The organism is Flavobacterium selenitireducens (genome assembly GCF_014748335.1).
In the GTDB taxonomy this organism is placed as follows: domain Bacteria; phylum Bacteroidota; class Bacteroidia; order Flavobacteriales; family Flavobacteriaceae; genus Flavobacterium; species Flavobacterium selenitireducens.
Genome location: NZ_JAAVIY010000013.1, coordinates 34,796 through 50,103, shown reverse-complemented (window position 1 = coordinate 50,103; position 15,308 = coordinate 34,796). Strand labels below are relative to the sequence as shown.

The window sequence follows — 15,308 nt, the reverse complement described above, 5'->3', positions numbered from 1 at the left end:
TCTGTTGGATCAGATTACAAAATGTAATCGGTGTTGATGAAATTGGATTTTTTGCTGTCGAGCAGATCCGTGATAATGCCGTTGTTGTATTGATTTTCCTTTGCGGCGACCATCGTCCGTATCGAAAACGACCGCAGGCCATCGTGTATGCTCAGGGTTCCGGCTGCCGAATCCTTGCGTCCGGTAAACGGAAAGACATCCGGGCCGCGCTGGCAGGAACTGTTCAAATTCACGCGGCAGACGAGATTGGTCAAGCCATCGATCAACGGAGCCAATTCCTTCGGATCCTTACCGAAAAGACTTACCTGCTGACCGTAATTCGACTCGGCCATATCGTCGAGCGGCTCGCTGATGTCGCGAAACGAAAGTATCGGGATCGCCGGCCCGAATTGTTCCTCGTGGTAAATCCGCATATTTTTGTTTACCGGATAAATCACCGGCGGAAAAATATAGTTGTCGTAGCGCTGTCCGCCTTTGGCATTGAGAACGCTCGCACCGTGACTCTTGGCGTCGTCGATCAGGCCTTGTATGTAATCGGGTTTTTCAGGCTCCGGAAGCGGCGTTAATTTCACACCTTCTTCCCAAGGATTCCCAAATTTCATCGCATCGACTTTTTGCGAAAACTGCCGGTTGAATTCGTCCGCGATTTTTTCGTGAACGTAAATGATTTTTAAAGCCGTGCATCGCTGCCCGTTGAACGATAAAGTTCCGGCGATACATTCCTCAATGGCAAGGTCGAGATCGGCATCTGGTAAAATGATTGCCGGATTTTTGGCCTCGAGGCTGAATATCATGCGCAACCTGTTCTTGTGCGGATGCTGGTCCTGAAGCGCTCTTGCCGACGTGCTGTTCCCGATAAGCGCCAGGACATCGACTTTGCCGGATTGCACGATGGGTCCTGCCACGTCGCGTCCGCGTCCGTAAATAATGTTGATCGCTCCCGGAGGAAAACTCTCGGCAAATGCGGGCAAGATCGGAGACAGCGACAAAACGCCGAACTTTGGTGGTTTCAAAATGACGGTATTGCCCATGATCAAGGCGGGAATCAGCAGCGAAAAAGTTTCGTTTATCGGATAATTGTAAGGCCCGAGGCAAAGCACCACGCCGAGCGGGCCGCGCCTAATCATCGCATGGACGCCTTCCGATTTTTGGAAACGCGCTCCTTCCCGATCCATTTTTTTATATTCTTCGATCGTGTTTTCGATATATTCGACGGTGCGATCGAATTCTTTTTGCGAATCGCTTAGCGTCTTGCCGATTTCCCACATAAGCAGCTTTACGACATCCTCCCTGGTTCCTTTCATTTTCGAGACGAACTTTTGCATGCAGTCGATGCGGTCGGCGACTTTCATGGTGGGCCACAAACCCTGCCCTTTCCCGTACGCATTGGCCGCCGATTCGATAGCCTCGATCCCTTCAGCTTCGCCCATTGCAGGAATGCTTCCAAGGCGTGTGCGCTCGTATTGGTCGGTTGTGGAGATGGGAGAAAAGACGTCAGTGAATTTGCCGGTCCAGGTCTTGAGTTCGCCATTTACGAGCCAGGTTTCCTGTTTTATCGGGGCTACTTTGAATTCTTGCGGAATGTTTGCCATGATTTTGGTGATTGTGCGCATTGCGCGGTGAGGTTTATAAATTTAAGAAAAGTTAGGGATTGGCCAGCAGAAAAAGTCGCGTTCATTCTCCCCAAAAAAAATCGGAAGCAGCTGAACCACTTCCGATCGACACTCTTAAAAAGGCGTCACGGCATGACTTTCTCGCCTTCCCACTGCGTGAATCCGCCGACGAGGTTGTACGTATTGCCGAACCCTAATTGTCCCATTATCGCGCAAGCCTGGGCAGAACGACCGCCGGCTTTACAATACACGTAATAATTTTTGCTTTTGTCGAGTTGGTCGACCTCATAAATGAAACCCTGTCCTTTATAAATGTCGATGTTGACCGCCCCGGGAATAATCCCGTCATTCCATTCGTCTTCGGTACGCACGTCGAGAATCACTGCGTCAGTGTCTTTTTGGAGTTGGTCGAGCCAATCCTGTTGATTTAAATCCATAGTATAAAAATGTAGAGCCGATTCCATAATAGTGCGAACCTGGCTTAAAAAAACAAACAGTTAAACAATAAATTATCGGCTATGCCTTGATCGAACAACCGATTGCCTTGGTCTCGGTAACCTTTACAGATTGTCCTTTGAGCAACGCATCGACCGCATTTTCCACGAATTTTTCCTTTACCGCAGACGGCTCCTCATGATTGTCGTCGATCGCCCCTATGTATTTCACTTCATTTCCCTTTGCGGTTTTCTGCAAAATGTAGACGTGAGGCGTTTTGGTAGCTCCATATTGCGGATAGATCTTTTGTCCATCGTCGAATAAATACGGGAACGTAAACCCTTTCTCCCTGGCGCGTACTTTCATCAAATCATAACTGTCCTCCTTTTGCTTTTCGGGATTGTTAGGATTGATCGCGATCACCGGATAGCCTTGCTTGCTGTATTTTTTGTCCAGTGCGACCAAGCGATCTTCATAAGCTTTGGCAAACGGGCAGTGATTGCACGTAAAGACGACAATGAATCCTTTCGCCGATTTGTAATCCGACAGGGAAACCATCTTGCCGTCGACATTTTTGAGTTTGAAATCGGTGGCGACATCGCCCACTTTGTAACCGCCTCCGGGAATGGTAAAGGCCGACACAAACGCCACAATGGCCACGGCTGCTAAAATCTTGATTGTTTTCATGGATTATTGGATAAAAGATTTGACTTCAGATTCGAGTTGACCATAGGTAAAACTCTGTTCGTAAAACTTTCGCTGGCCCGTACTTCCGTTATAAATCACGGTTGCCGGAAGCGCTCCCGACCAATCCGGATCAACCTTTGGGATCCAGCCGTTCATGTCGGGATCGGAAAGCAACACATATTGGGATTGGAGTTTTTTCTTTCGGATAAACGGAATCAGCGATTTCTCTACATTCTTTTTGGAATCGAGACTCACCAAAAGCACTTTTACCTTTTTGTCTTTATACGCCTGTCCCAATTTTTCGAAATGCGGAAGCTCGACGATGCACGGCGCGCACCAGGTTGCCCAAAAATTCACGACGTAAACCGTATCGTCGGTGCGGTTCAGATAAGGCGCGAAAGATTTGAAGTCGTATGAATTTACGGTAATTCCGCCTTGGGCAAAAATCTCCAGCGGTTTTGGATCAGATTGGGAATATCCGACGGCAAAAATGAAAATCGCCACAACCGACAAGGCTTTCCTGAAATTAACGGCAATTGTTTCCATCTGATAAAATTAGCCAATTCGACTCGTCGGAATTTGCTTTAACAAAAAAATAACAAAGACATTTGTAGCTACAAATATAAAAATGCAATACATTTGTACCTACAAATTTTGTAATTACAAATGACAATAGAAGAAGTTATCAAAAGCAGTGTTCCGATGTCGCCTCAAAAACGGGTTGTACTTAACATCGGATACACGCAAAACAAGCTTGCCGAAGGGATCCAATCGGTATTGAAGCCTTTTGATATTTCTGCCGAACAATTCAACGTCTTACGGATTTTACGCGGCCAAAAAGGCAAGCCCGCCAATATGTCGCTGATACAGGAACGCATGCTGGCCAAGACAAGCAATACGACACGTCTCGTAGACAAATTGCTTGCGAAAGAGCTCGTCACGCGAAAAATCTGTCCGTCGAACCGACGCAAGATGGAAATCGGGATTACCTCGAAAGGTTTGGAACTATTGTCTGAACTCGATCCCGTCATCGTTACGCACGAACACGCTTACGGGCAAAAAATGTCTGTGGAAGAACTGGAGCAGCTGAGCGCGTTGCTCGACAAATTCCGCAATTTATAATCCTGTTAACACTCTTATGAATACCTTTATATCCGATTTGAACTGGCGTTATGCCACCAAGAAATACGATGCATCGCGCACTATTTCACCAGAAGATTTGGACGTTCTCAAACAAGCGGTCCGCTACAGCGCATCGTCATACGGCTTACAGCCTTACCGCGTGTTGATTATTAAAGATAAGGCGATCCGCAGCCAGCTGGCCGAAGTTTCGTTCTCCAACAAAGATTCCATCCTGAAGGCTTCCCATTTGTTCGTTTTAGCCAATATCAAAGATGTCGACCACGCCGCTATCGATGCTTATATCGACAACATGGCCACCACGCGTAATGTGGAAAGGGAATTGCTGGCGGGATTCGAAAGCTTCCTGAAATCGGCATTTTCTGAGCAGACGCCCGAGTCCAGAAGCACCTGGGCATCCAAGCAAACCTATATTGCGTTGGCGAACCTTTTGAGCGCGGCGGCCTCGCTTAAACTCGATGCCACGCCAATGGAAGGTTTCCAGAAAGCGGCATATGACGAAATACTGAACCTCGGCGAAATCGGATTGACCGCGTCAGTAGCTGCTGTCGTTGGCTATCGCGACCATGATGATCCAGCGCAACATTTGACGAAGGTGCGCAAACCCGAACAAGAATTATTCATCACATTATAATCATAACTTAATCCTTAATTACACTTACATCCAATGAAAAATTTCAAAACAATTGCAGTAGCACTTTTCCTTTCGGTCGGAACTTTGGCCGTAACGGCTCAAAACAAAGCGATTGACGTAAAGAAAAGTTCGATCAAATGGGTCGGCAAAAAAGTTTCCGGTTCACACGAAGGAAACGTTGATTTCAAAAGCGGGACTTTGGCGCTTAAAGGCGGGAAACTGAGCGGAGGCTCTTTCGTAGTGGACATGACTTCGATCAAGGTGACCGACCTTGAAGCAGGAAAAGGAAAAGAGAAACTCGAAGGCCACTTGAAAAACGACGATTTCTTCGCTACCGATAAAAACCCGACAGCCAAAATCGACTTCAAGACCGTCCAGGCAAAAGCGAATAACGTGTATACCGTTACTGCGGACTTGACCATCAAAGGAAAAACCGCTCCTGTGACATTCGACCTTACGCTAGGAAAAAATACTGCGACTACGGCTTTCAAGATCGACCGTGCGAAATATGACGTGAAATATGCTTCCAAAAGCTTTTTCGACAGCCTTGGCGACAACGTGATCTACGATGATTTCGACGTTACCGTCAACCTCGTATTCTAATTACCTAAGACGATTGTTCGAAAGCCCTGGAGTTCGCTTCAGGGTTTTCTTTTTTACGATATTGGCGATTTGGACATTGTTGTTTTTTAGCGTGTGCGCGACAATCAAAATCAGGAAGATCTGACAGGAAAAAATCTTTCAAACAAAAAATCGCCCGAACGCTTGTCGACAAAATCAGCTTTCCTATCTTTGCCACATGTACAAGACACAAAAAAATAACAGCTGGTGGAAAACTTTACGTCGAATGTCGTGAAGCGTCCGCTGTTGTAATTTTTATAAATACGAAAGCCCGTCATCACGACGGGCTTTTTTTATTCCCAATTTTCAAGACCATGAAAACCTATTCTTTCCATACGACCCACAAAGAAATCCTGTCCGATGTGCTTACGCCCGTCGGCATTTACCTGAGGCTGCGCGATCGCTTCGCCAATTCGATATTGTTGGAATCTTCGGATTTTCAGGCGGGCAACAACAGCTTTTCGTACATCTGTTTCAATCCCATCGCCCATATCAGGATTGCCGATGAGACGGTCTTTCGGATGTTTCCCGATGGTTCGTCCGAAATTAGCCCGATCGGCGATGAAGACCTCGTAACCATAGTGCGCGAATTCGCCGACCGTTTCCAATTGCCCAAAACCAGCCATAAATTCATTCAAGGCGGACTGTTCGGATATATCGCTTACGACGCGGTGCGCTATTTTGAAACTGTTTCGATCTCCAAAAAACAAGGCGACCTCGACATTCCCGATCTCCACTACAGCTTTTTTGGAAACATCATTGCGATCGACCATTTCCGCAACAAAGCGCATTTGTTCTGCCACTCGCTCGACGGCCAAAGCAATCTCGACGCCGTTTTGTCGCTGCTGCAAAACACCAGTCTTCCCAAATATGATTTCAGGCGATCGACCGAAAAGATTTCCTCTATTTCGGAGGAGGCATTCCGGGCGCTCGTGTCGGATGCCAAATCGCATTGCCAAAGGGGCGACGTATTCCAGATGGTGTTGTCGCGCCGTTTTTCACAAGGTTTTACCGGAGATGATTTCAATGTCTACCGCGCTTTGAGAAGCGTCAATCCATCGCCTTACCTGTTCTATTTCGACTATGGGAATTTCAGGATTTTCGGGTCTTCGCCCGAAGCGCAACTCGTCGTCGAAAACGGAAAGGCGGAGATCCATCCCATCGCCGGTACGTTCCGCAGGACGGGCAATGACGAAGAAGACGCCCGGCTCGCGCGCGCATTGTCTGAAGATCCGAAAGAAAATGCGGAACACGTCATGCTAGTCGATCTCGCCCGGAACGACCTGAGCCGCAACGCTACCGATGTCACGGTGGCGAAATATGCCGAACTTCAATTTTTTTCCCACGTCATCCATCTTGTTTCCAAGGTTATCGGAAAACTGAAAGACGGCGCAAATACATTCCAGGCCGTGGCCGACACTTTCCCTGCCGGCACGCTTTCAGGTGCACCCAAACACCGTGCGATGCAACTTATCGAAAAGCTTGAAACGCAAAATCGGAGCTTTTATGGAGGCGCCATCGGGTTTATGGACTTCGACGGAAATTTCAACCACGCCATCATGATCCGGACGTTTCTCAGCAAGTCCAACACGCTTCATTTCCAGGCCGGGGCAGGAATCACGGTCGCATCGGACGAAGCAGGCGAACTCCAGGAAACCTACAACAAAATCGCGGCACTGGAGAAAGCGATCGAACTTGCAGAAAACATTTGAATATACATCGGCCAATCAGCAAAATCATTAATTTTAGAAATCCAAACGCATGAAAGTCCTCGTCATAGACAATTACGACTCCTTTACCTATAATTTGGTACATTACCTCGAAGATCTCGGGGCCGAGGTAACCGTGTTCCGAAACGATGCTTTTGATCTCGAGGAAGTCGACGGTTTCCACAAAATCGTGCTGTCTCCAGGCCCGGGAATTCCCGACGAAGCCGGACTGCTCAAGGACGTCATACGCGATTATGCAAAGCAAAAGAGCATATTGGGCGTCTGTCTGGGCCAACAAGCCATTGCAGAAGTTTTTGGCGGACGGCTCGAAAATTTGGAGTCGGTTTTTCATGGAGTTGCCACCAAGGTGAAGATCATCGACCAGACCGAGTCATTGTTTTCAGGGCTTGGAGCCGAAATCAATGTGGGACGCTACCATTCCTGGGTTGTCAACCCGGATTTACCGGACGAACTGATTGCCACGTCGGTAGACGCAAACGGCCAGGTCATGTCGCTTCGGCATGCGTCCTACGACCTCAAAGGCGTACAGTTTCACCCGGAAAGCGTGCTCACGCCACAGGGGAAAGCGATTTTAAAAAATTGGCTAGAGTCGTAAAACGCTGCCGCTTTTTATCTCACCAATCCAAAAATCATCATGAAAACCATCCTGAACAGGCTCATCAACCACGACATTTTATCGCGAGACGAAGCATACGAAACATTAGTGTCGATCTCGAACGGCAAACACAACCAGGCACAGATAGCCGCCTTCCTTACCGTATTTATGATGCGTCCGATAAGCATAGACGAACTTTCGGGCTTCCGTCAGGCACTGCTGGATTTGTGCGTGCGCATCGACTTTTCGGATTTTGAGACCATCGATCTTTGTGGTACGGGAGGAGACGGGAAGAATACGTTCAACATTTCCACACTTGCGTCCTTCGTCGTTGCCGGTTGCGGTCTCAAGGTTGCCAAACACGGCAATTACGGCGTTTCCTCAATCTCGGGATCGAGCAACGTCATGGAGCAGCTCGGCGTGAAATTCACTAATGATGAGAACGCGCTAAAACGCTGTCTGGACCAAGCCGGTATTTGCATACTTCACGCTCCGTTGTTCCATCCCGCCATGAAAAACGTGGGGCCGATAAGAAAGGAGTTGGGGATCAAGACATTTTTCAATTTACTCGGGCCTTTGGTCAATCCTGCATCGCCCCAACATCAGTTTTCGGGTGTTTTCAGTTTGGAGCTTGCCCGTATGTATGCTTATCTTTTGCAGCGAACGGACGTCAATTTCAGGGTGATCCACGACCTTGGCGGATATGACGAAATTTCGCTCACCCATTCCGCGAAACGTATTTCAAACCAAGGCGAATCTGTAATTTCCCCATCCGATTTCGGGTTGACAACGATAGATCCGATCGCCATTTCGGGAGGGACGACCGTTGCAAAAGCCGCGTCCATTTTTCTCGACATCCTCAACGGGAAAGGCTCCGACGCCCAAAACCATGTCGTTTGTGCCAATGCCTGTCAAGCCATCGAAATGATGTCCGGGAAAAGCCCTCGGGACGCCTTCGAAATGGCACTTGAGAGCCTGAGGTCGGGTGCGGCCCTAACCACTTTAAAAAAACTACAAACCATCATCAAATGAACATCCTGGAAAAAATCGCGGCCAACAAGGCCCGGGAGATCGAGCTTCGGAAAAAGGTCGTATCCCGCCCGCTGCTCGAGAATACCCAACTTTTCAAGCGCCCTACGTTTTCGCTGGCCGATGCCCTGGTCACAAGCGAATTGGGCATCATAGCCGAACACAAGAGACGTTCGCCTTCGCGTCCGGTAATCAACCAATCGCTTCCGTTGGCCGACATCGTCCAAGGTTATGCCAACGCCGGCGTCTGCGGGATTTCGGTATTGACCGACATGACGTATTTCGGCGGATGCGTAGACGATATCCTGATGGCGCGCGCCGCGGTTTCGACGCCGATACTTCGAAAGGAATTCATACTCGACGACTACCAGATTATCGAGGCAAAATCTACGGGAGCCGACGCCATTTTACTGTTGGCATGCATGCTCAAGCCATATGAGATCAAGAAATTTTCCGTTTTGGCGATGTCCCTCGGATTGGAAGTGTTGCTCGAGGTGCGCGATTCCGAGGAGTTCGAGCGCTCGATATGCCCGGAAATATCGCTCGTTGGCGTCAACAACCGCAACCTCAAGGATTTTACCACCAATATCGAAACGAGCTATGAAATGGCCGAGCACATTCCCAGCGAATTTGTCAAAATTTCAGAAAGCGGGCTCAACGATGTCGCTGTAGTGGCGGGTTTGAGAGACGCCGGCTACCGCGGATTCCTGATGGGCGAGCACTTCATGAAAACCGAAAACCCGGGATTTGCCGCAAAACGGTTCATGGATGATCTCATGGCTGTCGTACAATGAAAATCAAGGTTTGCGGCATGAAGTTTCGCGAAAATATCGAATCGGTCTGTGCACTCTCACCAGATTTTATCGGTTTTATTTTTTGGGAGAAATCGTTGCGCCATTTTCAGGGTCCGACACCGGAAATTCCCAAGGCAATCAAGAAAGTAGGTGTCTTTGTCGATGCGACCGAATCCGAAATACTGGAAAAAGCGGCGCATTACGGGTTAGACCTGGTCCAGCTTCACGGAGCCGAATCACCGATGTTCTGCGCCTCGATCCGAAAAAGCGGGCTTGGGTTGATCAAGGCATTTGCGCTCGATCGCGATTTCGACTTCAGTATACTCGAGGATTTTGAGCCGTATTGCGACTTTTTCCTGTTCGATACCAAAGGAAAATTACCCGGCGGCAACGGAATTGCATTCGATTGGGAGCTTTTGCGCAAATACGATGGCCCGAAGCCGATATTCCTAAGCGGAGGCATTGCGCCCGAATCCGCGTCAGCGTTGAAAAATCTGGGCATACCGATTTTAGCCGCTGATATCAACAGCCAATTCGAAATTGCGCCCGGCCTCAAAAATGTCGAAGCGATCAAACAATTCAAATACGCCCTCAAATGAAATATGAAGTTGACAAAAACGGGTTCTACGGAGATTTTGGCGGTGCCTTCGTTCCGGAAATGCTCTATCCGAACCTCGCACAACTGCGCGACAACTACCGCCGAATCTGCGAAACGGATGATTTCCAAAAGCAGTTCCGCGATTTGCTGCGCGACTATGCCGGCCGGCCGACGCCTCTCTATCGCGCTTCCCGCCTATCGGAAAAATACGGGGCCAACATCTACCTCAAGCGAGAAGATCTGTGCCACACCGGAGCGCACAAAATCAATAACACTATCGGCCAGATCCTGCTTGCCAAACACTTGGGCAAGTCGCGCATCATAGCCGAAACGGGAGCCGGTCAACACGGTGTGGCCACTGCTACCGTTTGCGCGCTGGCCAACCTCGAGTGTATCGTCTACATGGGCGAAATCGACATGAAACGGCAGGAGCCGAACGTGGCGCGAATGAAGATGCTCGGGGCCGAAGTGCGACCGGCAAAATCAGGTTCGAAAACGTTGAAAGACGCGACGAATGAAGCGATCCACGACTGGATTTCGAATCCGGAAGACACGTATTACCTGATAGGATCGGTCGTCGGGCCTCATCCCTATCCGGATCTTGTCACGCGCTTTCAGTCTGTGATCTCAGAGGAAATCACCAGGCAGTTATCCGAAAAAGAAAACCGCGCGCATCCAGATTTTGTGCTGGCTTGCGTGGGTGGCGGCAGTAATGCGGCGGGAGCGTTTTATCATTTTCTAGACGAGCCGGGCGTAAGACTCATCGCGGTGGAAGCGGGCGGTCATGGCGTCGATTCAGGTGAAAGTGCCGCGACATCGGTTTTGGGAAAACCCGGGATCATCCACGGAAGTAAGACGCTTTTGATGCAAACCGACGACGGACAGATTACCGAACCGTATTCGATCTCCGCAGGTCTCGACTATCCGGGAATAGGGCCTTTGCACGCGCATCTGTTCGCATCGGGAAGGGCTGAATTTGTTTCCGCTACAGACGACGAGGCGATGGAAGCGGGTCGTGAATTGTGCCAGTTAGAAGGCATAATTCCGGCAATTGAGAGCGCTCACGCGTTGGCGGCTTTGAAAAAAATAAAGTTTGACAAAGAGGATGTTGTAGTCGTTTGTTTGTCGGGGCGCGGTGACAAAGATTTGGGGACGTACATCGATTATTTCAACTTATAGTTGACCATTTCATTTAGATCATTATGACCTGCAAGGAACTGAATTCTCAATCTGCACCGAATTCGCGAATCGTCAATTCGTTTTCAGTTTCAGTGAATTCGCGGCTTTAATGCGATCCGCTTTTTTGAACAATCCCTAAGATAATTCGCCTTTAAACAATTGAAGAATCCGAGGTTAACTAAAAAACAGAAATGAAAGAACGTTTCCGAATATCCGATACCGACAAAAAATTGCTGTCCGTTTATTTCACAGCGGGTTTCCCGCAGCGGGACGACACCGTTCACATTATCTCCGAACTCGAAAAATCCGGCGTCGATTTTATCGAAATCGGGCTTCCGTTCAGCGATCCGTTGGCCGACGGCCCGGTGATACAACACAGTTCTTCCGTCGCGATCCGAAACGGCATGAGCGCCAAGTTGCTGTTCGCACAACTTTCCCGAATCCGCGAAAGCGTGAAAATCCCGCTTGTCATCATGGGTTACTTCAATTCGATTTTGCAGTACGGCGTAGGCGAATTTCTTGAAAAGTGCGCCGAAGTCGGAATCGACGCGCTGATCGTCCCGGATTTACCACTCGAAATCTATGTTTCGGACTACGAGCAGCTGTTCGCGAAATTCGGGATCGGAATGGTTTTCTTGGTAACGCCCCAAACCTCGGAAGACCGTATCCGGCAGATCGATGCGACTTCTAATGCCTTCATTTACCTGGTTTCATCGGCCGCGCTCACGGGCAACAAATCAGATTTCGGAAAAAACCACGAGGATTATTTTATGCGGGTTTCCAATATGGCGCTCCACAACCAGCTTGTGACGGGATTCGGAATCCACGACAAGGCTACATTCGATTCTGCGACAAAATTCACTTCGGGCGCAATTGTGGGATCGGCATTTATCCGACATCTCGAAAAATTCGGCGCCCGTTCGATATCCGACTTCGTGAGGCAATTCCACTAAAACGTTTGAAGTCGTTAAAAAAATGTTAAACCAAAACTAAACAAACGTTTAACTTAAACAGTCGTTTAATTTTGCGACGTAATTCTGACGAACATGACCGAATTGAACGAAAAGCAACTCCAAATCCTTCAGGTAGCCGAGCGGTTATTTGCCGAAAAAGGCTTCGACGGAACGTCCGTTCGCGATATCGCCCGCGAAGCGAGCATCAACATCGCCATGGTTTCCTATTACTTTGGAAGCAAGGATAAAATGCTGGAGGCGTTGATTTTGTGGCGAACTTCGGACATGCGGCTCCAACTCGAAACGTTGCTGAAACTCGATGCCGATCCTTGGGAAAAACTCGAAAAGCTCATCGAGCTCTACATCAACCGCGTTCGCAGAAACCATTGTATTTACCGGATTATCCACTTCGAGCTTGCCAATACGCAACGCAGCATCAAGATCGAAGAGTTCAACGAGGTAAAAAAACGCAATCTCGGCATGATCCGCCAGATTGTTGAAGAAGGCCAGCAATCGGGTCAATTCAGGAAAGATATCATCGTGGAGCTCTTGCCAGCCACGGTTCTGGGCATTTACTTCCAGTTTCACAACACCCGCCTGTTCTATCAAAGTGTGCTCGACCTCAAAACCGATGAGGATTTCGAGCAATACGTCGAACACAATCTCATTCCCTATATCAAACAAGTACTAAAAGCACTGTTAAAAAATGAAAATCAGTAAGTTAAGCGCCATCGCACTGGCGTTTTTTGTCGTCTCAGCCCTTCATGCCCAAAAGACAAGCCTGTCGCTTGACGAAGCGGTCAGGATGGCCGTAACCTCGAGCAACCGTGCAGTGTTGGCCGATACGAAGGTCAATACCGCAAACTTTGAGACGCAATCGGTCAAGATGAACCAATACCCGGATTTGAAGATTTCGGGACAATACCTGAGATTGACCAATGCCGACATCAATCTTAGAAGTTCAGGAAATTCGGACGGAGAAAATTCCGAAGGAAATTCAAGCCCGAAGGTCAACCAGCTGATTTTCGGCCAGGCGAGTCTGTCGATGCCGATCTTCTCGGGAGGAAAATTGCGCAACAGCATCAAGGCATCCGAAAATTTGTATAAGTCGGAAGCCGCCCGGGCCGCCCATTCCAAAGCGGAAATCGCGATGCAGGTCGTGCAATATTACGCCGATCTCTACAAAGTCCAGAAATCGATCGAACTGTTGCGCGAAAGCCTTAACAGCAGCAAACAACGCGTGACCGATTTTACGAACATGGAAGAAAACGGACTGATTGCCAGGAACGACCTGCTGAAAGCCCAACTCACGGCATCAAAAATACAACTGTCGCTGGACGAGGCTGAAAAAAATGAGCGCGTCATCAACTTTTATCTTGTGACCTTGCTCAAATTACCGGCGTCGACGCGATTGGAAATCTCCCCTGAAAACGTCTCCCGCGATCTGTTCTCAACGACGCTGAATTCAAGGGAGCAAGCGCTCGAAAGCCGCAAAGACCTTCAGGCGCTCGACTACGCGAAAAAGGCGTCCGAAGACCAAATAAAAGTCGCCAGGGCAGATTATTACCCTAGCCTTGCGCTTACCGGCGGATATGTCGCGCTCGATCTGGAGAACGTTGTCAGGGTGCAGAACGCGATGAATGTCGGCGTTGGGATTTCGTACAATCTGAGTTCGATCTTCAAAAACGGGAAGAACGTCAAAACTGCCAAAAGCCGCGCTAACGAAATCGAGCAGCAACAAGCCTTGCTCAGCGACCAGATAAAAGAGGAAGTGGTCAAAGCCGATGAAGATTACAAACTGGCGCTCAAACAGGACGAAGTCTACAACGAGGCTGTCGGACAGGCCGATGAGAATTTCCGAATCGTCAAGGACAAATACGACAACGGCCTCGTGGACACCAATGACCTGCTCGAGGCGGACCTCGACGATCTCAATGCCAAGATCAACCTGGCGTATTCCAAGGCTAACATCGTGCTCAAGTATTACGAACTGCTCGAAGCCAACGGCCAACTAACCCAATCATTCAAAGTCAACTAATTCTCGTCATGAAAGAAGAAAAACAACCGGAAAAGAAAAAGACCAACAAAAAATTCCTCGCGATTTTCGCAGTGCTTATCGTAGTAGGCGGCGGATTCGGGATCTACAAATACATTCATTCGCTCGGTCACGAATCTACTGACGACGCCCAGGTGGAGAAGAACATGAATCCCATCATTCCCCGTGTCTCAGGCTATGTGACGAAAGTGTACGTGAAAGACAACGACTATGTCAAAAAAGGCGATACGCTGTTCACCATTGACGACAAGGATTACGTGGTGCGCGTTGAGGATGCCAAAGCTGCCTTGGCTGCAGCCGAAGGAAACCTTGCCGTTTCAAAAGCCGATGTAGGAAGCGCCTCTGCGGGAGTTTCGGTTTCCGAAGCCAACGTGCAATCGGCGGGCGGGAATATCGAATCGGCGAAAATCCGGTTGACGCGCGCCCAACAGGATTACGACCGCTACAAGATCCTATACGATAAGCGTTCGATCACCAAACAACAGTTCGAGCAAGCCGAAGCAACGTTTCTCGAGGCTAAAAACCAGGTCAAGATTTTGCAGGACCAACAAAAGGCAAGTGCCTACCAAAAATCGGTAAGCCAGGCCAGAAGCACTGTCTCAGGCAAACAGACCGAAGTTGCCGCGGCCAACATCAACCGCGCGAAAGCCGCGCTCGCCGCCGCCCGACTCAACGAAAGTTACACGGTGGTCACCGCCGCAGTCGACGGCCAGATCTCGAAAGTGAACGTGCAGCCGGGACAATTGGTGCAACCGGGACAATCGCTGTTCTACATCATCAACAATCAAGACGTTTGGGTCGTGGCCAACTACAAGGAAACCCAGCTTACCAAAATGGTCGTCGGGCAAAAAGCGGCGATCCACGTCGATGCGTTTCCCGATACGGAATTTGAGGGCGAGGTCATTTCGTTTTCGCCTGCGACGGGAGCGCGCTTCTCGTTGCTTCCGCCGGACAACGCAACCGGAAACTTCGTCAAGACCGTGCAGCGCCTGCCTGTCAAGATTGCGTTGACGAACAAAAACGACGCTGAGAAACTCAAGCGTTTGCGCCCGGGAATGAACGTGGAGGTAGATGTTTTTTTGAAGTGAGCGACTGCGCTTGTGCCGAAGTCCCGAACTGCTGAATTGCTGATCTAGCCCGGATGCGAGTGATTAGCCTTTCGCAGAAAACCCGACGTTTTGCCGTATCGGGACAGCGACCAACGGAAGCTCGTCCCGAAACGATGCAAAACCGGGATTTTCAAG

Annotated in this window: 17 protein-coding genes; 13 read left to right on the top strand and 4 right to left on the bottom strand. The window is 49.1% G+C overall.

Going from position 1 to position 15,308, the window contains the following annotated elements; all coding sequences use genetic code 11:
- Positions 1–14 precede the first annotated feature (14 nt).
- The 4 genes from HC229_RS15055 to HC229_RS15040 form a co-directional block, all read right to left on the bottom strand.
- On the bottom strand, positions 15–1,592 hold the full coding sequence (locus tag HC229_RS15055) for an NADP-dependent glyceraldehyde-3-phosphate dehydrogenase (protein ID WP_191021354.1): 1,578 nt from the start codon (positions 1,590–1,592) through the stop codon (positions 15–17).
- 146 nt (positions 1,593–1,738) lie between these two features.
- Positions 1,739–2,050 carry a rhodanese-like domain-containing protein gene (locus HC229_RS15050; protein WP_191021332.1) on the bottom strand — a complete coding sequence of 104 codons (312 nt, stop codon included), beginning with the start codon at positions 2,048–2,050 and terminating at the stop codon, positions 1,739–1,741.
- A gap of 79 nt (positions 2,051–2,129) precedes the next feature.
- On the bottom strand, positions 2,130–2,735 hold the full coding sequence (locus HC229_RS15045; protein ID WP_191021331.1) for a thioredoxin family protein: 606 nt from the start codon (positions 2,733–2,735) through the stop codon (positions 2,130–2,132).
- A 3-nt stretch (positions 2,736–2,738) separates the two neighbouring features.
- A complete protein-coding gene (locus HC229_RS15040; protein WP_191021330.1) occupies positions 2,739–3,281 on the bottom strand; it encodes a TlpA disulfide reductase family protein in 543 nt (180 codons plus the stop codon).
- A 120-nt stretch (positions 3,282–3,401) separates the two neighbouring features.
- Here HC229_RS15040 and HC229_RS15035 point away from each other — a divergent pair, with 120 nt between their 5' ends.
- The 13 genes from HC229_RS15035 to HC229_RS14975 all read left to right on the top strand — a co-directional run bounded on the left by HC229_RS15035 (position 3,402) and on the right by HC229_RS14975 (position 15,152).
- Complete coding sequence (locus HC229_RS15035) at positions 3,402–3,857, top strand: MarR family winged helix-turn-helix transcriptional regulator (protein ID WP_191021329.1); 456 nt, start codon at positions 3,402–3,404, stop codon at positions 3,855–3,857.
- Between the two features lie 16 nt (positions 3,858–3,873).
- Positions 3,874–4,509, top strand: coding sequence for an NAD(P)H-dependent oxidoreductase (locus HC229_RS15030; RefSeq protein ID WP_191021328.1), 636 nt, complete (start codon positions 3,874–3,876; stop codon positions 4,507–4,509).
- Between the two features lie 33 nt (positions 4,510–4,542).
- Positions 4,543–5,112, top strand: coding sequence for a YceI family protein (locus HC229_RS15025; protein WP_191021327.1), 570 nt, complete (start codon positions 4,543–4,545; stop codon positions 5,110–5,112).
- A 332-nt stretch (positions 5,113–5,444) separates the two neighbouring features.
- Complete coding sequence (locus HC229_RS15020; RefSeq protein WP_191021326.1) at positions 5,445–6,842, top strand: anthranilate synthase component I family protein; 1,398 nt, start codon at positions 5,445–5,447, stop codon at positions 6,840–6,842.
- Between the two features lie 49 nt (positions 6,843–6,891).
- Complete coding sequence (locus HC229_RS15015; protein WP_191021325.1) at positions 6,892–7,455, top strand: anthranilate synthase component II; 564 nt, start codon at positions 6,892–6,894, stop codon at positions 7,453–7,455.
- A 39-nt stretch (positions 7,456–7,494) separates the two neighbouring features.
- Positions 7,495–8,487, top strand: coding sequence for an anthranilate phosphoribosyltransferase (trpD, locus tag HC229_RS15010; RefSeq protein ID WP_191021324.1), 993 nt, complete (start codon positions 7,495–7,497; stop codon positions 8,485–8,487).
- Positions 8,484–9,278, top strand: coding sequence for an indole-3-glycerol phosphate synthase TrpC (locus tag HC229_RS15005; protein ID WP_191021323.1), 795 nt, complete (start codon positions 8,484–8,486; stop codon positions 9,276–9,278). Before trpD ends, HC229_RS15005 begins: the two co-directional genes overlap by 4 nt.
- Positions 9,275–9,877, top strand: a complete 603-nt coding sequence (locus tag HC229_RS15000) for a phosphoribosylanthranilate isomerase (RefSeq protein ID WP_191021322.1) — start codon at positions 9,275–9,277, stop codon at positions 9,875–9,877. The genes HC229_RS15005 and HC229_RS15000 overlap by 4 nt, the downstream gene beginning before the upstream one ends.
- Positions 9,874–11,055 (top strand): tryptophan synthase subunit beta, encoded by a 1,182-nt coding sequence (trpB, locus tag HC229_RS14995; protein ID WP_191021321.1) that lies wholly within the window; start codon positions 9,874–9,876, stop codon positions 11,053–11,055. The genes HC229_RS15000 and trpB overlap by 4 nt, the downstream gene beginning before the upstream one ends.
- A gap of 191 nt (positions 11,056–11,246) precedes the next feature.
- Positions 11,247–12,008: a tryptophan synthase subunit alpha gene (trpA, locus tag HC229_RS14990; RefSeq protein ID WP_191021320.1), complete on the top strand. Its 762-nt coding sequence runs from the start codon at positions 11,247–11,249 to the stop codon at positions 12,006–12,008.
- A 93-nt stretch (positions 12,009–12,101) separates the two neighbouring features.
- Positions 12,102–12,728: a TetR/AcrR family transcriptional regulator gene (locus tag HC229_RS14985; protein ID WP_191021319.1), complete on the top strand. Its 627-nt coding sequence runs from the start codon at positions 12,102–12,104 to the stop codon at positions 12,726–12,728.
- Entirely contained in the window at positions 12,715–14,046 is a 1,332-nt protein-coding gene (locus tag HC229_RS14980; protein ID WP_191021318.1) for a TolC family protein, read from the top strand. Before HC229_RS14985 ends, HC229_RS14980 begins: the two co-directional genes overlap by 14 nt.
- 8 nt (positions 14,047–14,054) lie before the next feature.
- Positions 14,055–15,152, top strand: a complete 1,098-nt coding sequence (locus HC229_RS14975; RefSeq protein ID WP_191021317.1) for an HlyD family secretion protein — start codon at positions 14,055–14,057, stop codon at positions 15,150–15,152.
- Positions 15,153–15,308 lie beyond the last annotated feature (156 nt).